This is a genomic window from Sphingomonas sp. GC_Shp_5, from assembly GCF_026540855.1.
GTDB lineage: Bacteria > Pseudomonadota > Alphaproteobacteria > Sphingomonadales > Sphingomonadaceae > Sphingomonas.
Map to the genome: position 1 here is coordinate 370,703 of NZ_JALNUP010000001.1, position 20,341 is coordinate 391,043.

Genomic DNA, 20,341 nt, shown 5'->3' on the forward strand with positions numbered 1-20,341 from the left:
ACAGTTGGGGGAAGAAGTAGCGCCCCGGCGGTGGTCGACACCAGCCGCAGAAGCGCAGAAGGATCAGAAATTGTAGCGGACGCCGAGCCGGAACATCCGCCCGATCACGTCATAGAGCGCCGGGTTGACGTCCACCCCGGTGTTGGTCTGCGGCGAAGGTGCGGGATCGCGGTTGAAGAGATTGTCGACCTTGAAATAGGCGGTCAGCTTCTTGGCGATGTTGTAGGATCCGCCCACGTCGAAATAGAAGGCGCCGGGCATGAAATTGTAATCGACGGTGGGGCTGTTGACCGTTGATACCGGGCAATTGCCGGTGCCGCACACGACATATTGATTGCCGATCACGCCGTCGCTGAACCAGCGCTGCTGCAGGGTGAAGCTGAAGCGATCATTGTCATAGCCTTCGATCGCGAGCCACTTCCACTTGGGCGTGTTGCCCGAGTTGGCACCGGCGCTGTCGATCGGGATGGTGCCGGGCAGCCCGGTGTCGGTGATGAAGCTGCGGACGTTGGTGGCGAGCCCGCGCAGCGAGAAGTTGCCCTTGATCCCCAGCGGGTCGCGCCACTGGTAGCTTGCCTCGATGTCGATGCCGTCGGTGGAAATGGACGCGAGGTTGAACGGCTGGACGGTGACGAAGTTGTTGCCGCCAGGGTCGGAGAGGTTGAACGAGCCGCAGGTGGCGGTGACGCCCGAGAAGCAGAGATTGACCTGCTGCTGCGCGCTCAACGCCGAGATCACGCCGTCGAGCTTGATCTTGTAATAGTCCACCGAGACGCTGAACCCGGGGAGCCAGCTCGGCCGGGCGAGCACCAGCCCCACCTCGGTGTTGCGCGCCACCTCCGGACGGAGGTTAGGATTGCCCGTGGTGTTCTGGATGATGTTCACCGCGGTGTTGTTGAAGGGATTGGTAAAGTTGGGGACGGTGACCGAGATCGGTGCCGCGAACAGCTCAGACAGATTGGGCGCGCGGACGTCGCGCGAGGTGACCGCGCGGATCCGGAACCCGTCGAGCGGCGTGTCCCAGGTGCCGCCGATCTTCCACGTGTAGACGGTGCCCGAGGTGCTGTAGCGCGTCGCCCGGCCGGCGACGTTGAGGTTGGCCTTGCCCAACGTCGCCGAGCTCAGGAACGGCACGTTGAGCTCGAGGAAGCTTTCGAGCACGTTATAGCTGCCGCGGCCATTGTGGTAGTTGCCGGCGTACCAATTGTTGCCGATGGTGTTGAGCACCGGATCGGCCGGGTAGTTGGTATCGTACGGGCTCTCGTCCGACACGCCATTGCCGTAAGGGTCGCCGGTGACGTGGTAGAATTCGCGGCGATATTCGGCGCCGGTCGCGACCGACACCGGCCCGGCCCACAGCGAGAAGGGCTCGCCCGAAATGCTGGCGCTGGCGACATCCTGGGTCTGGCGGGTGTGCTGGCGCGGGCCGGCAGCGGGCTCGATATAGGCGAGCGCCGCCGCCGATGGCGGTGTGCCGCCGATGATGTTGATCGGGACGCACCCGTTGGCGCGCGCCACCGCGCTGGCGCAAACGATCTGGCCGTTGAGCGTGATCGCCTGGATCGCGGCATTGTAGCGCGGGGTGAGTGTGATGTTGTCGACGTTGATGTCGGTGATGTTCTCGCCATGCTCGTAATAGACGTCATAGCGCCATTGCGACCCGAGCACCGGCACCCGGCCGGTGGCGCCACCGACGAAGCGATATTGCTTGCGGGTGGGATAGACGGTGATGTTGGGCAGGATTGCGTTGCTGACGCCATATTGGAACTGGGTGATGCCGCTCGCCGCGCATGCCGCCTGGATCGAGGTGGGCACGAACGGGTTTGAGCATTGCAGCGTCAGGCCGGACTTGGCGGCGCCTGGGTTGGGCTGGTTGCTGGTATCGACCTGCGCAACGTTGACGGTGGCGTAGATCTCATTGTCGGCATCGATGTCGAAGCCGATCCGGCCATAGCCGTTGTAGCGATCGAGCCTCGACTGCAGCGTAGTGCCGATGCCGACATTGCCCGAGAGGTCGCCGCCGACGCAGAAGCCGATGTAGCAGCCGCTCACCGTACCCGCCGCATTCTTGGCCGGCACGCCGTTGGAGCCGTAGGCGAACTGGAATGGCTGGCCGGCGGCGTTGAACGCGGTGCCCTGCAGCGGGCCGGCGGAAATCAGCCCATATTTGGTGTACTGATAGGCTTGGACATGCTCGCGATACTGATATTGCGGCGAGCCGTCGTTGGTGATGCCGCGGTTGATCAGCGTCGCGGTGGTGTACCAGTCGCGGCTGTCGGGCGCGTCTTCGCCGAAGCCACCGGCCTCGATGCCATCCTCATGGGCATATTCGCCGCTGACGATGAGGTGCAGGCGATCGTTGAGGAACGCCTTGCCCGCCGCCGCCTGGACGAGGATCTGGCGATCGTCGCCATAGGTGGAGACGCCGCCAAGGACGTTGGCCTTGAAGCCCTCGAACCGCTTGTTGGTGATGAAGTTGACGACACCGCCGACCGCGTCCGACCCGTAGGATGCCGAGGCGCCGCCGGTGACGACGTCGACGCGCTGGACCAGCAGTTGCGGAAACAGGCTGATATCGGGGACGCCGGTGACGTTGGCGCCGACCACGCGCTGGCCATCGAGCAGCGTCAGCGTGCGGATGGTGCCGAGCCCGCGCAGCGAGAAGGAGCTGAGGCCCTGAGTGCCACTCGAAGTGCTATTGGTGCCGGTGGTGGTGCCGGTGGAGCCCTGGAGCGAGGGCAATTGGGCGATGGTGGTGAAGATGTTGGGCTGGGCGTTGCGCGCGATCTCGGCGGCGCCGATGACGGTGGTGGGCGTCGGCGCGCTGAAGCCGCTGGAGGTGATCCGCGAGCCGGTGACGATGATGTCGGGACCGCCGGCGGCCCGGGTGGTCTCGGCCGCCTGATCGGTCTGCAGCGTCGCGGGTGCGGTCATCTGATCGGGCGCGGCGGGGTCGGCGGTCTCGGTCGTGGTCGGCAGGCCGTTCGCGGCTACCGGTGGTGTCGTCTGTGCCGCAGCAGGGAGCGCCAGCACGGCGGCGATCAACGGCGCGAGGCTCGCACCGAGCAGAATATGGCGGCGGGGTCGTGTGATCTGGGCCATGGCAGTTCCTCACCTGTCTTGTTTATATTCTTGATTGTCGGTCACACCCTCACGGCGAACAGCGTGTGGTGGGTCAGGATGAACAGCGTGCGATGGTCCGCGCCGCCGAGCAGCAGCTGCAGCGGGCGCTCGGGCACGTCGATCCGCCCGATCTCGCGGCCGTCGGCGGCGTGGACGAAGACCTGGCCGTTGGCGATGAACACCCGGCCCTGCCCGTCCGTCGCGACGCTCTCGCCGCCGCGGGCCGCGAACGGCTTGAGATCGACCAGCGCGCCGCCCTTGCCGAGCCGGGCGCTGTAGGTGACGCCTTCGGAGCCGTTGCTGACGAACAATCGCTCGCCGGGCCTGGCTGCGACAAAGCCATAGGCCTGGAGCGTGTCGGACCAGCGCCAGCCGGCATGATCGGGCGGGCCCTGCTGGAGGACGCGGAACGCCGGCAGCACTAGGCTGCCGTCGGGTGAGACATAGTCGAGCGCCTTCGGCGTTCCGACGTCCCGCGCGAACATCTCGGCGAGCGTGGTGAAATGGTCGCTGGCCGGATTATATTGATCGCGGAATTCGCCATTGTTCCACCAATTGACCGGCACCAGCGTCCGCGCACCGGGATGATCGGCTGCCGCGGTCGGCGCGATGGCGGTGAGCGCGGCCTTTTCCCCGTCGGGAACGAGCGCATAGACGCTGCCTTCAGGGCCCAACGACGACAGCACGAGCAGCTTGCCCGATCCATCAACGGCAAGGTTGACAGGATCGAGCGCGGCATCGCGCACCACCTCAAGCCCTCTCGCCTCGGTCCAGCGATAGATACGCTGGAAGCGGTGCTCGATGAAGTAGAGCGCGCCATCGGCGCCGACCGCGCCGCCGGAGATCGACCAGAAATCGCCTGCCAGCTTCTTCACCGGCGTGCCGAGGGTCGCCGGCGTCACCGGCGGCGGCGCGGCGGGCACGTCAAGCGTCGCGAACTCGCGCTCGCGCACCTCAAGCGCGTGCGTCTTGTCCTGAATGGCGTTGTCGAACGCGAATTTGCTTGCGCGCAGATAGGTCGCGCAGCCGTTGGCGTCGCAGGTGGCAAAGCCGCTCTCGGCGTTTACGTGGACGTTGCGAAAGCGGATGTCGGCCGCGTTGAACAGCTTCACTGCGGTTGCGGCGGGGTGGAAGGTGCGGGTGACGCGATAGGCGTGATAGTTGGCAAACAGGACGTTGCGGGTGTTGCGCAGCTCGAGCGAGACGGCGTCCATCCCCTCGCCCACTTCCTGCTCGGTCTGCGGCGCCAGAAACTCCCAATTGGCGACACCATCGAGCACGATCTCGTTGCGGACGTGATGCTCTACCGACAGCTCGTAGACGTGCCCCGGCGTCTCGGTGTTGGAGACGTAGAAGCCGGCTTGGGCGAAGGTGTTGGGGCTCCAGATGTCGGCGAAGGTGCCGCCGCCACCATCGGTCACCCAGATGCTGGGATATTGCGCGTCCCAGCGATTGTCGGCGACGGGATCGCCGCTGTGCGCGTTGCGGGCGCCAAGCGGCTTGCCGTCCGCCGTGGGGGTACCGCCACCGCCCATGATCTTGACGTCCTCGAGCAGGCTGCCAGCGCCCGAACGCCACAGCAGCGCGCTTGCCCGCGGGTTGACCCGGCCGGTGAACAGCCCGAGCCCGGCGACGATGTTGTCGCCCCCTTTCGGCGTCTCCAGGATCGGCATTACAGCGCCGACACCGGCGTGGCCGGGATCGTCGTCGGGGATGACCAGCTGGGTGATCGCGGGATGGAGGCCGAGCAACACCGTGTCAGGACGGAGGCGCAGCGTCGCGCGGACCATGTAAAAGCCGGTGGGAAAATAGAGCACGCGGTGGGTGTCAATCGCACGCTGGATCGCGTCGCTGTCGTCGGTGCGGCCATCGCCCTTGACGCCGAGGCTGCGGACGTTGGTCCAGGCCGCGACCTCCGGATAGGCGCGGATTGCTGGGGCGCGGGGTGACGGCATCGCCGGCAGCGGCGCGATATCCGCCTTGGTCGCGATCTTGCCGACCCGGCCGAGCCCCGGCACCGCGAGCCCATGGCTGAAACTGGCGACGCGATAGGCGCCGGGCTTGCCGGAAATGGTACGGCCGCTGTCGCGGAAGCGGGCGAATACCGGCGTATCGACCGCCAAGGCGTTGTCGAAGCCGATCTGGGTGAAGGTGCTCGCCTCGTTGGAGATGATCACCCCGGCGCGCGCGATGTGCTCGAAGCGGACGTCCTTGCCCCACAGCGAGTCGCTGTAACCCCGATCGATCTCGATCCCGACCGGCGCGTTGCGGAAGGCAACGTTGACCAGCGTCAGATCGGCCTCATGCTCGCGGATTGCCGCGTTGCGCTGGCCGTCGAAGCTCGAATCGATCAGCGTGAACTGCCACGCCGGCGAGGTCTTCTCGCTGACGATGCCGTAGCGACCACCCTCGAAGTGGACGTCCTCCATGACGCTGCCGGCCTGATAGACACCGGCGAAGGCCGAGCCGAGGCGGAAGCGCATGTGGCTGAGGAAGCCATGCTGGGCGACGCGGAAGCGCACCGCGGCGGCGGCGGGGTTGCCGGCGCCGATCTCGACGTCGACGTTGCTCATCGACGAATAGAAGGTCGCCGAGTTGGCGTCGCGCACCTTGTCGCTGCGCGGCACCACGGTAGGCACCGGCACGGGCACCTTGCCGACGTCATATTGATCGCCGCCGGTGAACACAATCAGCGTGCTGACGCCCTGCTGGAACCCCGGCGTGTTGTCGCTGAGCACCAGCAGCGGCCGGGTGGGGCCGACGCCGAAGATGCGCACGCCCTGCGGCACCAGGATGCTGCGGGTGAGCCGGTAGCGGCCCGAGGGAAGGAAGACGATGCCATGGCCGGTCTCATCGCGCGCGGCGTCGATCGCGCGTTGCAATGCATCGCTGTCATCCGCGCGGCCGTCTCCCCTGGCCTTCACCGTCACCGCATGGGGATCGTCGGGACGCGCAAGCAGCGTCGAGCCGATCGTCGCCGCGGTCGCAGGAAGCGCTGCAATGAGGCCGGTCGCCGCCAACAAAAGAGCCTTCAAGCCGATCACGCATCCACCCCAGCAAGCAAGGACGCATCGCGGCGCCTCGTCGGAATCGTGGTTACGCCGGCACGGCGTGGCTGGCATCCGCGACGATGGTCGTAGTTCCCGGCAACCCGCCGCCTCGCTAATGGGTTGGGCATCATGCCGGCCGGCTCGTGGTTCGGCGCGACCAGCCAGCGAGGACAAGGCTTGCACCCGTCAACCACTCCTGCGGCGCTCGCCCCGATGGCAGTGATCATCATGGGCGTCAGCGGCAGCGGCAAATCGACGCTCGGCCGCACGCTCGCGCAGACGCTGGGCTGCCCGTTCCTCGAGGGCGACGACTTCCACGACGCTGCCGCGATCGCCAAGATGAGCCACGGCGATCCGCTCACCGACGACGATCGCTGGCCATGGCTCGACCGGCTCGGCGCCGCCATCGCGGGAGCCGTGGCGGATGGCGGCCTGGCGGTTGCCGCCTGCTCGGCCTTGCGGCGCAGCTACCGCGACCGGCTGATCACCGCGATCCCTGCCCCGACACGCTTTGTGCTGCTGGACAATGATCGCGACGAACTGCGCCGCCGCATTGCCAATCGCCCGCTCCACTACATGCCGCCGAGCCTGCTCGACAGCCAGCTGCAGACGCTAGAACGGCCTGCGGCGGGGGAACGGGCGATGGCGTTCGACGCGGGCGCGGCGCCGGCGGTGCTGTGCGGGCGGGTGCTCGCGTGGCTCCAACAATCAGGCGCCGATCGATGATTCGCGCGATGCTGACCATCGCTGCCGCGGCGGTGCTGGCGCCCGCTCGGGCGACGCCGCAGATCACGGTTCCGATCTGGCCGCAGGGAGCGCCCGGCTCGGCCGCCCACCGCGGCGAGGCCGAGATCGTCGAGAACAGCTATATCCGCAACGTCCATGCCCCCTCGGTCACGGTGTTCCCCGCCGATCCGGCACACGCCAACGGCGTCGGCGTGATCGTGATCCCCGGCGGCGGCCATCGCATGCTGGTGTGGGTGAACGAAGGCGTGATGCCGGCGCGGACGCTGAACCGGTTCGGAATCACGGTATTCGTGCTCAAATACCGCCTCGCGCGTGAGCCGGGATCATCGTACGGGATAGAAACCGATGCCGCCGCCGATGCTCGACGCGCGGTGCGGTGGGTGCGGGCGCATGCCGCCGACTATCACATCGATCCACATCGCCTCGGGCTGATGGGCTTCTCCGCGGGGGGCGAACTCGTGTCGCTGGTCGCCGACAACCCGGCGCCCGCAGGCACCGCACCGCTCGACGCGATCGACCGCGTCAGTGCCCGGCCCGATTTCCAGATCCTGGCCTATCCCGGCCCACTGGGGATCCCGGCCCGCGCCGTCACCGGAGCGCCACCGGCGTTCCTCGTCGCCGGGACGCAGGACGCGTGCTGCGCGCCGCCGACGCTCGCGCTGTACCAGCAGTTGCGCGCCGCCGGCGTTTCGGCCGAGCTCCACCTGTTTGCCGACACCGATCACGGCTTCAACGTGGCGATGCACACCGAGCGGGTGTCGCTCCAGCATTGGCCCGACCGGCTCGCCGACTGGCTGGCGGACGGCGGCTGGCTGGTCGCGCGGCACGACGGACGGGCCACGCCGAGCAGCTGGCCGACGCCCTAGGGCATCAACCGCTTGCGGCCTTCCGACAGATGCCAGCGCATCGCCAGCGCGGCGCCGTCGGCGTCCTGGGCGCGGATCGCGTCGACGATCGTCTCATGCTCGCGCATCATCGCGCCGATCACCTCGGGCGGGCGTGACCGCGAGATATCGACGCCGGCGCGCATGATCCGGTCGATCTCGCCGGACAGCGCCTCGAACGCCAGCAGGAACGCCGGATTGGCGGTCGCGAGCACGATCCGGCGATGCAATTCCATGTCCTCGTCATGCGCCGGGGCGCTCGACAGCAAGGCGGTGCGAAGCTCCGCCAGCGCCGCATCGATCGCGGCCATCTCGGCGGCCGAGCGGCGCGCGGCGGCGAGCCGCGATGCCTCCGCCTCGAGCACGAAGCGCACCTCATAGGTGCCGAGCGTCGCCGACAGTTCGGCGAGCGGCATGTAGGCGACCAGGCGATCCGACGGCCGGTTCTTGACGAACGAGCCGGCGCCGCGTCGCGCCTCGGTGATGCCATCCGACGCCAGCCGCACCAGCGCCTCGCGCACCATCGTCCGCGACATGCCGAACATCTCGGCGAGCCGCGACTCCGAAGGCAGGCGATCGCCGATGCCGAGACCATCGGCATCGATCAGCGCGACGATCCCCGTATAGGCCTGGTCAGCCAGGCGGATGTCGTTCATCGGCCGATCTCCCTGCCATCGTTCGCATTGGCAGCGGTCATGTCAGGCTGCTGCCGAGCAATACAAACACCAGTCCCACCACCGAGACAACCGTCTCCAGAACCGACCAGGTGCGGAACGTGCCCGGCGTATCGGTACCGAGGTAGCTCTTGACCAGCCAGAAGCCGGGATCGTTGACGTGGCTGAAGAACACCGAGCCGGCGCCGATCGCGAGCACCGTCCATTCCGGCGACACGCCGGAGGCGACGACCAGGCCCGGCATGATGCCCGCGGTGGTGATGGTCGCCACCGTCGCCGAGCCGGTGGCGAGCCGGATGCACACCGCGACGCCCCAGGCGAGCAGGATGGGTGACAGCGCGCCGCCAGCGGCAACGCGGACCAGCAGGTCGGACAGGCCGGCGCTGACCAGCACCTGCTTAAGCGCGCCGCCGGCGCCGATCGAGAGCAGGATGGCGCCGGCGGGCTTCATCGTTTCCGACCAGATCGCCTCCTGGGTGGCGCGCCGGCCGACGCCGCGGCCGAACAGCAGCGGCAGCGCAACCAGGCACGCGATCAGCAGCGCCAGCACCGGGTTGCTCGCCGCGCCAAGCCAGGTGAAGCGCGGTGCCACGCTGGCGGGCAGCAGCGATTCCACCTGGCCGGCGGCGATCAGCACCACCGGCATCAGCACCACCACCAGCGCCCGCCAGATCGCCGGCGGCTCGATCTCCACCGGGCGCGGGACGATCGCCGGGGTGGCGAGCACCACGCCGCGGGCGGTGAACCGCGCGAGCAGCGGCCCGGCGATGATCGCGGTCGGCAACGCGACGAGCAGGCCATAGCCGATCGTCAGGCCGAGGCTGGCACCGAGCGCGTCGACCGCGAGCAACGGCCCGGGGTGGGGCGGCACCAGCGCGTGGACCACCGACAGGCCGGCGAGCGCGGGCAGCATCAGCCGCAGCTTGGCGTCGTCGCCGCGGCCGCCATCGGGCAGCGCCGCTGCCGCCGTGGCGACGATCGGCAGCAGCAGCACCAGCCCGGTCTCGAAGAACAGCGGCAGGCCGATCACCAGGGCGACCAGCAGGCTTGCCCACGGCGCCCGGGCGGCGCCGGACCAGCGCAGACCGGCGCGCGCGAGCGCTGCAGCGCCGTCGGACAATTGCAGCATCGCCCCAAGTGCCAAGCCCAGCGCGACCACCAGACCGGTGCCGCCGAGGATGTCGCCCGCCCCCTTCTGCACCGCCTTGGCGGTGTCCGCCGTGGCCATGCCGCTGACCAGCCCGACGGCAAAGGCGCCGCACAGCAAGGCGATGAACGGGTGGAGGCCGACGCGCACGATCAGCACGATCGACAGGCCGATGCCGAGCAGCGCGGCGATGATCAGCCGGTAATCGGCCGCGATCATGGTCGCGCTCCTGCGGTGATCCGCAACGTCGCGGTCGCACGGCGCCCACGGCTATCCTCTCGTATCATCACCCCTCCTCCAACCGGCTTACCACTGACCTTGGCGGCCGTCGAAGCTCCAAAGCTGTATGACAGGAAAATCGAGAATGACTATAGATTGCTGCTGATCCGGGTAGATTGAGCTTCAAACCGCTTGAACCTGTCCAACCAATACGCCTAGGATCGGATCACGACGTGAGTCGAGATGGGCGACCGACCGGCGAGACGACCGGCAGCGCCCCAACGGGCGCTGGGCGCGCGATGGGAGAGATGGCCGTGAACAGGATCGTACCGAACGACAACATGCCGACCGATCAGGGCCACCAGCCGGCCGCGGCGGGAGCGCAGCTCACCCCGACGCAGATGAAGGTGCTGGCCGGGGTTCATTCAGGGCTGCTCAACAAGCAGATCGCCTATGATCTCGGCATCGCCGAGGCGACGGTGAAGGCGCATATGACCGCGCTGATGCGCAAGCTCAACGTCCGCAACCGCACCCAGGTCGCGGTCGCTGCCCAGCGCATGGACCGGACGCTCCGGGCCTAGGCCCCCGCATGCCGCACTGGCCGGCAGCGGCTACTGTGTTATCGCCGCGGAACGACAATGCATCAGCATGGATTAGGTGGAGGCTTGAATGGAACTGGGACGACGTGACCTGCTCCTGTCCGCGGCATCGCTGGCGGTAGGATCGAGCGGGATGGCGCGCGCGGTGCCGGATCGGCCGCTCGGCTATGCCATCGTCGGGCTTGGTTATTACGGGCTCGGGGTGATCATCCCGCAATTCGCCAATTGCGCGCACAGCCGGCTTGCCGCGGTGGTCAGCGGCGATCCCGCCAAGGCGCGACGCATCGCCGCCGAACATGGCCTGCCGGCGCGATCGGTCTATTCCTACGCCAATTTCGATACGATCCGCGACAATCCGGACGTCGACATCGTCTATGTCTGCCTGCCCAATGCGATGCACGCCGACTATACCATCCGCGCCGCCAAGGCCGGCAAGCACGTGATGTGCGAGAAGCCGATGGCGGTCTCGGTAAAGGAATGCGAGGCGATGATCGCGGCGTGCAAGGCCGCGGGGCGGAAGCTGATGATCGGCTATCGCTGCCATTTCGAGCCGCTCAATGTCGAGGCGATGCGGCTGGCGCGCAGCGGCGCGGCGGGGAAGATCCGCTACGTCCGCTCCGAACACGGTTTCACCCAGGGCAGCCCCTCGGCCTGGCGGCTCAAGCGCGCCATGGCGGGTGGCGGATCGCTGATGGACATGGGCATCTACAGCCTGCAGGCAGCGCGCTACATGACCGGTGAGGAGCCGATCGCGGTCACCGCGCGCGAATCCACCGACCGTCGCGACCCGCGGTTCACCGAGGTCGAGGACATCCTCGACTGGACGCTGGAATTCCCCTCGGGCGCGATCGCCAGCTGCCAGTCGATGTACAGCGCCAACCAGAACCATGTGCTGCTGATGGGTGACAAGGGGCGGGTCGAGCTCGAACCCGCGACCCGCTACGACGGCAACCGGATGTGGCTCGGCAAGGACGGCCGCGAGCGCGAGGTGACGCCGCCGCCGGGGCCCGCCAAGACCCAGTTCGCCGGTCAGCTCGATCATCTCGCCAGTTGCGTGCGCACCGGGGCCGAGCCGATCGTGTCGGGCGAGGAAGGATTGCGCGACATGCGGATCGTCGAGGCGATCTACCGCTCCGCGCGCGAGGGCCGCACCATCCGCCTTGGAGCCGGGGCATGATCGCGCGGCTCGCACGAGTTGCGTTGCTGCCGCTAGCGTGGACGGCGGTACCCGGCAGCGCAGCGGATCCGACCAGCTTCGCCGCTGCCGGCGAGGTCGCCGCCCAGGTCGCCGCAATGGGTAAGGCGATGAAGCCGGGCCAGGGGTTCGCCTGGCAACCTGTCGTGCGCGATGGCGCCACCGTTGCCGGGCTGGAAATCTGGAAGGCGCCGGGCCGCCCGGCAGTTCACCCGAGCGACGGCGAATATGTCATGGTCGTCGCCGGTGCGGGCACGCTCGTCTCGGGCGGGACGCTGGTGGCGCCGGTGGTGAAGCAGCCCGGGCTCACCGAAGGTGACCGGATCGACGGCGGCACCACCCGCACGCTCGCGCCCGGCGACGTCTTCCTGATCCCCGCCGGAACGCCCCACTGGTTCGGCATCACCGGCGACCGGCTGGTGATGCTCGGGATCAAATTGCCCGCAGGACGCTGACCCGCAGCGGACCGCACCGGCACCCCGCACGCCTTTTCCGGCGGCGGCGGGGCCATCCGCCGAGACGGAACGTTAGCCTTGCATGCTCAACAATTCCACCGGCCGGTCTTCGACCCCTGATTTCCTGATCGACGGTGGTGAAACGGGGGCAGCGATCAGGGCGTTCGACTGGGCGGCTACGCCGATCGGCGTGCCGCAGGGATGGCCGCAGCCGCTCAAGACGCTGGCGGGGGTATTGCTCACCGCCAACCAGCCGATGTTCGTCGCCTGGGGACCTGAGCGCACCTTGCTCTACAACGGCGGCTATGCCGAGGTGCTCGCTTCCAAGCACCCGGCCGCGCTTGGCCGCGACATCCTCGACGTATGGGCGGAGATCCACGACGATCTCTCCCCAATCGTCGCCCGCGCCTACGCCGGTCATCCCGTGCAGATGGACGACATCCAGCTGATGATGACCCGCAAGGGCTATCGGGAAGAGACGCATTTCGCCTTTTCCTACACTCCGGTGCGCGACGAAGCGGGAGTGGTCGCCGGCTTCTTCTGTCCCTGCGTCGAGATTACCGAGCAGGTGCTGGCGGAGCGGCGGCGCCTGGCGGACATGGAGCGCCAGCGGCGGCTGTTTGAGCAGGCCCCGGGCTTCATCGCCATCCTTGATGGTCCCGAGCATCGGTTCGAATTCGCCAACGCCGCTTACCGCCGGCTGATCGGCGACCGCGAGGTCATCGGCCAGGCGGTACGCCAGGTACTGCCGGAAGTGGCCGACCAGGGATATTTCGAGCGACTCGACCAGGTGTTCGCCACCGGCGAGCGCTACGTCGCGCGCGACACACCGCTCCAGCTGCAGCGGGCCGACGGCCGGACCGACCTGCGCTACCTCGACTTCATTTACGAGCCGATCGTCGACGAGGCGGGCGCGGTGACCGGCATCTTCGTCGAGGGCCATGACATCACCGAAGGGCATCGCGCGCAGCTCGACCTCAGCGTCAGCGAGGAGCGCAACCGCCGCATCGTCGAAGGGGTCCGCGACCATTCGATCTTCACCACCGACGCCGACAATGTGATCGTCGACTGGACGCCGGGCGCGCAGGCGGTGTTCGGCTGGACCGCCGAGGCGATCACCGGCCAGCGCGCGGACATCCTCTACACACCGGAAGATCGCGCGGCAGGCGTGCCCGGCCGGGAACTGGCCATCGCGCGCGCGGACGGCTGCGCCAACGACGAGCGATGGCACGTGCGCCGCGACGGATCGCGCTTCTTCGCCAACGGCTCGGTGCGGCCGCTACACGACGCGCAAGGCAGCATCACCGGCTTCATCAAGATCGCCCGCGACGAGACCGAACGGCGCTCCGCCGAGGCGGTGCTGCGCGAAACCGAGCTGCGCTATCGGTTGGCGGCCAAGGCCACCAATGATGCGATCTGGGACTGGAACCTCGTCACCAACCACATCGGCTGGAACGAGGCCATATGCGTGCTGTTCGGCTACATCCGCACCGAAGTGGAACCGACCGGCGAATGGTGGCTCGACCACATCCACCCTGATGAGCGCGACGCGGTGGAGTCCGGCATCCACGCGGTGATCGACGGCACCGACGATCTGTGGAGCGCGGAATATCGCTTCCGCCGCGCCGACGGCAGCTTCGCCGACGTGTTCGACCGCGGCCATGTCGTCCGCGACGAGACCGGCGTCGCGGTGCGGATGATCGGCGCGATGCTCGACCTGACCGGGCGCAAGCGCGCCGAGGAAGCGCTGCGCCAGCTCAACGAGACGCTGGAGCTCAGGGTCGCCGAGCGCACCGCCGAGCTGGTCGCCGCGCAGGATGCGCTGCGCCAGTCACAGAAGATGGAGGCGGTCGGCCAGCTCACCGGCGGCCTTGCCCATGATTTCAACAATCTGCTGACGGGCATCTCCGGCAGCCTCGAGATCATGCAGGTCCGCATCGCGCAGGGCCGGCAGAGCGACGTCGAACGCTATGTCGGCGCAGCGCAGGGGGCGGCCAAGCGCGCCGCGGCGCTGACCCATCGCCTGCTTGCTTTCTCGCGCCGCCAGACGCTCAGCCCCAAGCCGACCGACGTGCGCCAGCTGGTCAACGGCATGGAGGAGCTGATCCGCCGCACCGTCGGCCCCGCGATCGAGATCGAGACCGTCAACGCGGCAGGCCTGTGGCCGAGCCTGATCGATCCGAGCCAACTCGAGAACGCCATCCTCAACCTGTGCATCAATGCCCGCGATGCGATGCCCGACGGCGGCAGGATCACCATCGAATCCGGCAATCGCTGGATGGACGAGCGTGCCGCCAAGCCGCGCGGCCTCGAGCCAGGCCAATACATCTCGCTGTCCGTGTCGGACACCGGCACCGGGATGACCGCGGCGGTGATCGAGAAGGCGTTCGATCCGTTCTTCACCACCAAACCGATTGGGGTTGGCACCGGGCTTGGCCTGTCGATGATCTACGGCTTCGCCAAACAGTCGGGCGGCTCGGTGTCCATCTATTCGGAAATCGGCGAGGGCAGCGTGGTCTGCATCTACTTGCCGCGGCACCTTGGCAATGCTGAGGCGGAGGAGCCGACACCGGCTGCCGACGCCACCCCGCGCGCCGAAGCCGGCGAGACGGTGCTCGTTGTCGACGACGAGCCGACCGTGCGCATGCTCGTGGTCGAAGTGCTGACCGACCTTGGCTATACCGCGATCGAGGCCGCTGATGGCGCCGCCGGGCTCAAGGTGATCAACTCGGATGCGCGCATCGACCTGCTCGTCACCGACGTCGGGCTACCCGGCGGCATGAACGGGCGCCAGGTCGCCGACGCCGCGCGCGCGATCCGCCCGGACCTCAAGGTATTGTTCATCACCGGCTATGCGGAAAATGCGGTGCTCAGCCACGGTCACCTCGACCCTGGCATGCACGTCCTCACCAAGCCGTTCTCGATCGACGCGCTAGCCAACCGCATCCGCGGGCTGATCGAGCACTAGACGCCGACGCGGGTGGCTCGGCCGAGCCACGGCGTCATGTCGGCGAAGAACAAATGGTGCCCCTGGCCGGACTTGAACCAGCACGCCTTGCGGCAACCGATTTTGAGTCGGTCGCGTCTACCAATTTCACCACAGGGGCAGCGGCGGATCAGCTAGAACAAACTGGCGATCATCGCAAGCTGGCTCGCATCGGCTCAGTTGGTCGGCGCGCGGCGGCGGTAGCTCAAGGCTTCGGCGACGTGGATCCGCCCTACCCCGTCTGCTCCCGCCAGGTCGGCGATGGTACGCGAAACGCGGAGCACGCGGTGGAAGCCGCGCGCCGACAGCCGCATCGACTCCGCGGCCTGCGCGAGCAGGGTGCGGGCACGCTCGTCGAGCGCCGCGGCGCGTTCCAGCAGCTCGCCATCCGCTTCGGCGTTGGTGCGTATGCCGTTGTCGCGATAGCGCACGCGCTGGACGCCGCGCGCCGCTGCCACCCGCGCAGCGACCTCCGCCGATCCTTCGGCGGCGGGCGGCAGCACCAGATCGGCGGCGCTCACCGCGGCGACCTCTACCGACAGATCGATGCGGTCGAGCAGCGGGCCCGAGACCCGCGCCTGATAATCGGCGGCGCAGCGTGGTGCGCGCGCGCAGGCGAGGCTGGCGTCGCCAAGATGGCCGCAGCGGCACGGGTTCATCGCCGCGACCAGCTGCACCCGCGCCGGGAAGGTGACATGGGCGTTGGCGCGCGCGACGCTGACCACGCCCGTCTCGAGCGGCTGGCGCAGCGAATCGAGCACCGCGCGCTGGAATTCGGGCAGCTCGTCGAGGAACAACACGCCTAGGTGCGCGAGGCTGACCTCGCCCGGCTTCACCTTGAGGCCGCCGCCGGTGAGCGCGGCCATCGAGGCGGAGTGATGCGGCGCGCGGAACGGGCGGGTGCGGGTCAGCCGCCCGCCCGCCAACGTCCCCGCCACCGATTGGACCATCGACACCTCGAGCGCCTCGGCGGCGTCGAGCGGCGGCAGGATACCCGGCATGCACGCGGCCATCAGCGACTTGCCCGATCCCGGCGGCCCGACCATCAGCAGGTTGTGGCCGCCTGCCGCGGCGATCTCCAGCGCCCGCTTGGCGGTTTCCTGGCCCTTCACCTGGCGGAGATCAGGGCCGAGACCGACCGGCTCGGCCTCGCCGGCCACCGGCGGGCTGAGCAGGCCATGGCCCTTGAAGTGGTTGATCAGCGCCAGCAGATCGGGCGCGGCGAGCACCTCGATCGAGCCTGCCCAGGCGGCCTCCGCCCCTTGCGGGCCCGGGCAGATCAGCCCCCTGCCTTCCGCCGAGGCGAACAAGGCGGCGAGCAGCACGCCGGGCGAAGCGGCAATGCGCGCGTCGAGGCCAAGCTCGCCGACGACGACATAATCCGCCAGCGCCTCGACATCGGCGACGCCCATCGCGCCGAGCAGTGCCAGCGCGATCGGCAGGTCGAAGTGCGAGCCCTCCTTGGGCAGATCGGCCGGCGATAGATTGACGACGATCCGCTTGGGTGGCAGCGCCAGGCCCATGGCGGCGATGGCACCGCGCACCCGCTCGCGGCTTTCGCCAACCGCCTTGTCGGCGAGCCCGACGACGTGGAAGGCGGGCAGCCCCGGGATCAGCTGGACCTGCACCTCGACGCCGCGCGCCTCCAGCCCCAGATACGCCACGGTCTGCACGATCGCCGTCATCATCATCCCCCCGGATTGTGCGGCGAGCATAACGGCATTGTCGGGCCGCGATACTGGGGTCGCCTACGTGCCTTGCGCCGGTAACACACGGCGCCTAGATGCTGCGGCATGAAGGATCGCCACCCCGTCAGCCGCTACGCCCAGCTTGTTCTCGGCGGGTTGCTGATGATCGGCGCCGCGATCCTCGGCCCGCTGCCCGGACCCGGCGGGATCTTCCTATTCGCCGGCGGCCTGGTGCTGATCCTGCGCAACTCGCGCTGGGCGCAGGTTCGGTTTGCGCGCGCCAAGCGGCGCTGGCCCAAAACCGGCCAGCTGATCGATCGCACCATGCGCCGCCCCTCCGCGCTGCGTCGCCACGCCCGTGACAAGATGGCGCGCGACAAGGTGGCGCGCGACAAGGTGGCGCGCGACAAGGTGGCGCGCGACAAGATGCTGGGCTCGCGTTGACTTTGTCGAGCCGCCTTTGTAAGCGCAGCCCCATCAGGCCGTCCCCGTTGGCGGCCCTTTTCTATTCTGACGATTCCAAGGAATGAACCATGAAGCGGACCTTTCAGCCGAGCAACCTGGTGCGGGCGCGCCGTCATGGCTTCCGCGCGCGGATGGCGACGGTGGGCGGCCGTTTGGTGATCCGCGCTCGTCGGGCCCGCGGCCGCAAGAAGCTGTCGGCGTAAAGACCCTCTCGCTTCGCCGCGATTTCCTCGCGGCGAATGCGGGGCGACGCGCACCGATGCCGGGCTTTGTCCTGCTGGTGCGCGATCGCCAGGATGGTGACCCCGCGATGCGCGTGGGCTTCACCGTCACCAAAAAAATCGGCAATGCCGTGGTCCGTAACCGGATGAAACGCCGGCTGCGGGCCTTGTCGCGTGAGCTGTTGCCGAGTGCTGGCGTTGCTGGCGCGGATCATGTGCTGATCGGGCGCAACGGCGGCATCGAGCGCGACTTTGCGCTGCTGCGCACCGAGCTCGCCAAGGCGCTCAAGAAAGTGGTGCGGTGAGCATCGCCGCTCGCCTGCTGATTCTGGTCGCGCGCGGGTGGCAGCTTGGCCCATCGGCGGTGCTGCCGCCCTCCTGCCGCTATCAGCCATCCTGTTCGGCCTATGCAATCACCGCGCTTCGCCGCTATGGCGCCGCCAAAGGGGGCTGGCTGGCGGTGAAGCGGATTGCACGCTGCCATCCTTGGGGCGGGTACGGACCCGATCCCGTTCCCTGACCATTGGGGCATCGACTTGAAGAACGATCGTCAGAATTTCGTCCTGTTCGCGCTGTTCGCGGCGGTGATCCTGTTCGGCTGGCCGCTGATCCAGGGCAAGTTCTTCCCGGTGGCGAACCCGCCGGTGACCAAGATCGAGAAGGGTCGCTCGACCGTGGTGACGCCGCAGGGCGCGCAGCCGACCGCTAATTCGCCCGCGGCGATCCAGAGCCGCCAGGCGGCGCTCGCCGCGGCGCCGCGGGTGCGGATCGACACGCCGACGCTGAAGGGCTCGATCAACCTCAAGGGTGCGCGGATCGATGATCTGGTGCTGGTCAACTACAAGGAGACCATTGCCAAGAACTCCGCGCCGATCCGCCTGCTGTCGCCGGCCGGCGCGCCCGAGGCTTATTTCGCCGGCTTCGGCTGGCGCAACGAGGGGCTGAACCCGCCTGCGGCCGATGCGGTATGGACCGCCTCGTCGAGCGTGCTCGCCCCCGGCAAGCCGGTGAACCTCGACGCTGCCAACGCCACCGGCCAGCGCTTCCGCATCGAGCTGTCGGTCGACGACGGCTATATGTTTACCGTCAAGCAGACCGTGCTCAACGCCGGCCGCGGTCCCGTACAAGTCGCGCCTTATGGCTATGTGAACCGCGCCGGCGTCTCCAAGGACCCGGGCACCTGGCAGATCCACACCGGCCCGATCTCGGTTCATGGCGGCCATGCCGATTACAGCGTCAAGTTCAAGGACGTCGACGCCGGCAGCGAGCGCTTCACCACCACCGGCGGTTGGATCGGCTTCACCGACAAATATTGGCTGACCTCGCTGATCCCCGACCAGGGATCGCAGTTTGACGGCCAGTTCCGCTCGGGCGGCAACCTCAACTATCAGGCCGATTACACCTTCGCGCCCAAGATCCTGGCGGCCGGTCAGGCGCTGACGCAGACCAGCCGCTTCTTCGCCGGTGCCAAGGAGGTGAAGCTTCTCCAGCATTACGAGACCGCCGCGGGCGTGCCGCAGCTCGACAATTCGATCGACTGGGGCTGGTTCTGGTTCATCGAGAAGCCGATCTTCACCTATCTCGACTGGCTGTTCCGGATGATCGGCAACTTCGGCGTCGCCATCATCCTGCTGACGCTGACGATCCGGGGGCTGATGTTCCCGGTCGCGCAGCGCCAGTTCGCCTCGATGGCGAAGATGCGCGCGATCCAGCCGAAGATGAAGGCGATCCAGGAGCGCTTCAAGGACGACAAGGTCAAGATGCAGCAGGAGGTGATGGGCCTCTACAAGACCGAGAAGGTCAATCCGGTCGCCGGCTGCCTGCCCACCGTAATCCAGATCCCGATCTTCTACGCGCTGTACAAGGTGCTGATGGTGACGATCGAGATGCGCCACCAGCCGTTCTTCGGCTGGATCAAGGATCTGTCGGCACCCGATCCGCTAACTCCGGTGAACCTGTTCGGCTTCCTCGCCTTTACCCCGCCGCACATGATCGCGATCGGCGTGGTGCCGATCTTCCTCGGCATCTCGATGTTCTTCCAGTTCCGGCTCAACCCGGCGCCGATGGACGATACCCAGAAGCAGATCTTCGCGTTCATGCCCTGGGTGCTGATGTTCGTGATGGCCTCCTATCCGGTCGGCCTGCAGATCTACTGGATCGCCTCCAACTGCTTGGCGATCCTCCAGCAGCGGGTTCTCTACGCGCGCCATCCCGGCCTCAAGATTGCGCCTGCCAAGTGACCGATGTCTTCGAGCCAGAAGCGATCGAGTTCGCGCGCAAGACCTTCGCGGGCCCGGTCGGCTTCCTGAAGTCGGCGCCGAGCCTCGAGTTCCTGCCCGATGCCACGGTGCCCGAGGTGGCGTTCGCCGGGCGCTCCAATGTCGGCAAGTCGTCGCTGCTCAATGCGCTCACCGGGCGCAACGCACTGGCGCGGACCTCGAACACGCCGGGACGGACGCAGGAGCTCAACTTCTTTGAGGTCGGCGAGCCACTGCTGCTGCGGCTGGTCGACATGCCAGGCTATGGCTTCGCCAAGGCGCCGCCCGCGGTGGTCAAAAAGTGGCGCTTCCTGGTCAACGATTTCCTGCGCGGCCGCCAGGCGCTTAAGCGCGCGCTGGTGCTGATCGACTCGCGTCACGGCATAAAGGATGTCGATCGCGAGATCCTCGAGATGCTCGATAAGGCAGCGGTGAGCTACCGGATCGTGCTGACCAAGGCGGATAAGATCAAGGCGTCGGAGCTTGCCGAGGTAACGGAACGCACCGCTATCGAGGCCCGCAAGCGGCCGGCGGCACACCCGGACATTCTGGTGACCTCGAGCGAGGGCGGCATGGGCATTCCCGAGCTGCGCGCCGCGGTGCTGGAAGCGCTGGGCTGAAACAATCCGG

16 protein-coding genes, 1 tRNA gene and 1 pseudogene are annotated in these 20,341 nt (G+C 67.8%); 12 read left to right on the forward strand and 6 right to left on the reverse strand.

The genetic code is table 11. The features are described from left to right. Nucleotides 1-63: 63 nt before the first annotated feature. Nucleotides 64-3,102 carry a TonB-dependent receptor gene (locus OXR60_RS01780; RefSeq protein WP_267393420.1) on the reverse strand — a complete coding sequence of 1,013 codons (3,039 nt, stop codon included), beginning with the start codon at nt 3,100-3,102 and terminating at the stop codon, nt 64-66. A gap of 41 nt (nt 3,103-3,143) precedes the next feature. Continuing rightward, on the reverse strand, nt 3,144-6,167 hold the full coding sequence (locus OXR60_RS01785) for a glycosyl hydrolase family 28-related protein (protein WP_267393421.1): 3,024 nt from the start codon (nt 6,165-6,167) through the stop codon (nt 3,144-3,146). 219 nt (nt 6,168-6,386) lie between these two features. Between OXR60_RS01785 and OXR60_RS01790 the strand changes: the two genes are divergently transcribed. Both OXR60_RS01790 and OXR60_RS01795 read left to right on the forward strand, forming a co-directional pair. Then, the gene (locus OXR60_RS01790) at nt 6,387-6,899 is read left to right on the forward strand and encodes a gluconokinase (RefSeq protein WP_267393423.1); all 513 of its coding nucleotides are present in this window, start codon (nt 6,387-6,389) and stop codon (nt 6,897-6,899) included. Beyond that, nucleotides 6,896-7,786 carry an alpha/beta hydrolase gene (locus OXR60_RS01795; RefSeq protein ID WP_267393424.1) on the forward strand — a complete coding sequence of 297 codons (891 nt, stop codon included), beginning with the start codon at nt 6,896-6,898 and terminating at the stop codon, nt 7,784-7,786. The genes OXR60_RS01790 and OXR60_RS01795 overlap by 4 nt, the downstream gene beginning before the upstream one ends. Here the strand turns inward: OXR60_RS01795 and OXR60_RS01800 are convergent. Beyond that, a complete protein-coding gene (locus OXR60_RS01800) occupies nt 7,783-8,460 on the reverse strand; it encodes an FCD domain-containing protein (RefSeq protein WP_267393425.1) in 678 nt (225 codons plus the stop codon). The genes OXR60_RS01795 and OXR60_RS01800 overlap by 4 nt on opposite strands. A gap of 37 nt (nt 8,461-8,497) precedes the next feature. Beyond that, complete coding sequence (locus OXR60_RS01805) at nt 8,498-9,844, reverse strand: gluconate:H+ symporter (protein ID WP_267393426.1); 1,347 nt, start codon at nt 9,842-9,844, stop codon at nt 8,498-8,500. 341 nt (nt 9,845-10,185) lie between these two features. Here OXR60_RS01805 and OXR60_RS01810 point away from each other — a divergent pair, with 341 nt between their 5' ends. The 4 genes from OXR60_RS01810 (at nt 10,186) to OXR60_RS01825 (ending at nt 15,061) form a co-directional block, all read left to right on the forward strand. Next, entirely contained in the window at nt 10,186-10,425 is a 240-nt protein-coding gene (locus tag OXR60_RS01810; RefSeq protein WP_267393604.1) for a LuxR C-terminal-related transcriptional regulator, read from the forward strand. Between the two features lie 88 nt (nt 10,426-10,513). After that, nucleotides 10,514-11,620, forward strand: a complete 1,107-nt coding sequence (locus tag OXR60_RS01815) for a Gfo/Idh/MocA family oxidoreductase (protein ID WP_267393427.1) — start codon at nt 10,514-10,516, stop codon at nt 11,618-11,620. Beyond that, nucleotides 11,617-12,093, forward strand: coding sequence for a cupin domain-containing protein (locus OXR60_RS01820; protein ID WP_267393428.1), 477 nt, complete (start codon nt 11,617-11,619; stop codon nt 12,091-12,093). The genes OXR60_RS01815 and OXR60_RS01820 overlap by 4 nt, the downstream gene beginning before the upstream one ends. An 82-nt stretch (nt 12,094-12,175) precedes the next feature. After that, complete coding sequence (locus tag OXR60_RS01825; protein WP_267393429.1) at nt 12,176-15,061, forward strand: PAS domain S-box protein; 2,886 nt, start codon at nt 12,176-12,178, stop codon at nt 15,059-15,061. Between the two features lie 54 nt (nt 15,062-15,115). Here OXR60_RS01825 and OXR60_RS01830 read toward each other — a convergent pair. Then, nucleotides 15,116-15,200, reverse strand: a tRNA-Leu gene (locus OXR60_RS01830). 55 nt (nt 15,201-15,255) lie between these two features. After that, nucleotides 15,256-16,764 carry a YifB family Mg chelatase-like AAA ATPase gene (locus OXR60_RS01835; protein WP_267393431.1) on the reverse strand — a complete coding sequence of 503 codons (1,509 nt, stop codon included), beginning with the start codon at nt 16,762-16,764 and terminating at the stop codon, nt 15,256-15,258. Nucleotides 16,765-16,872: 108 nt separating this feature from the next. Here OXR60_RS01835 and OXR60_RS01840 point away from each other — a divergent pair, with 108 nt between their 5' ends. The 6 genes and pseudogenes from OXR60_RS01840 (at nt 16,873) to yihA (ending at nt 20,331) form a co-directional block, all read left to right on the forward strand. After that, nucleotides 16,873-17,211: a hypothetical protein gene (locus OXR60_RS01840; RefSeq protein ID WP_267393433.1), complete on the forward strand. Its 339-nt coding sequence runs from the start codon at nt 16,873-16,875 to the stop codon at nt 17,209-17,211. 89 nt (nt 17,212-17,300) lie between these two features. Then, nucleotides 17,301-17,435 carry a 50S ribosomal protein L34 gene (gene rpmH, locus OXR60_RS01845; RefSeq protein WP_085809552.1) on the forward strand — a complete coding sequence of 45 codons (135 nt, stop codon included), beginning with the start codon at nt 17,301-17,303 and terminating at the stop codon, nt 17,433-17,435. 17 nt (nt 17,436-17,452) lie between these two features. Further along, nucleotides 17,453-17,758: pseudogene (rnpA, locus tag OXR60_RS01850) on the forward strand (ribonuclease P protein component); the annotation flags it as partial. Nucleotides 17,759-17,760: 2 nt separating this feature from the next. After that, nucleotides 17,761-17,973 (forward strand): membrane protein insertion efficiency factor YidD, encoded by a 213-nt coding sequence (gene yidD / locus OXR60_RS01855; RefSeq protein ID WP_267393612.1) that lies wholly within the window; start codon nt 17,761-17,763, stop codon nt 17,971-17,973. A 16-nt stretch (nt 17,974-17,989) separates the two neighbouring features. Then, nucleotides 17,990-19,693 (forward strand): membrane protein insertase YidC, encoded by a 1,704-nt coding sequence (gene yidC / locus OXR60_RS01860; protein ID WP_267393435.1) that lies wholly within the window; start codon nt 17,990-17,992, stop codon nt 19,691-19,693. Then, nucleotides 19,690-20,331 carry a ribosome biogenesis GTP-binding protein YihA/YsxC gene (gene yihA / locus OXR60_RS01865; protein ID WP_267393437.1) on the forward strand — a complete coding sequence of 214 codons (642 nt, stop codon included), beginning with the start codon at nt 19,690-19,692 and terminating at the stop codon, nt 20,329-20,331. The genes yidC and yihA overlap by 4 nt, the downstream gene beginning before the upstream one ends. Nucleotides 20,332-20,341 lie beyond the last annotated feature (10 nt).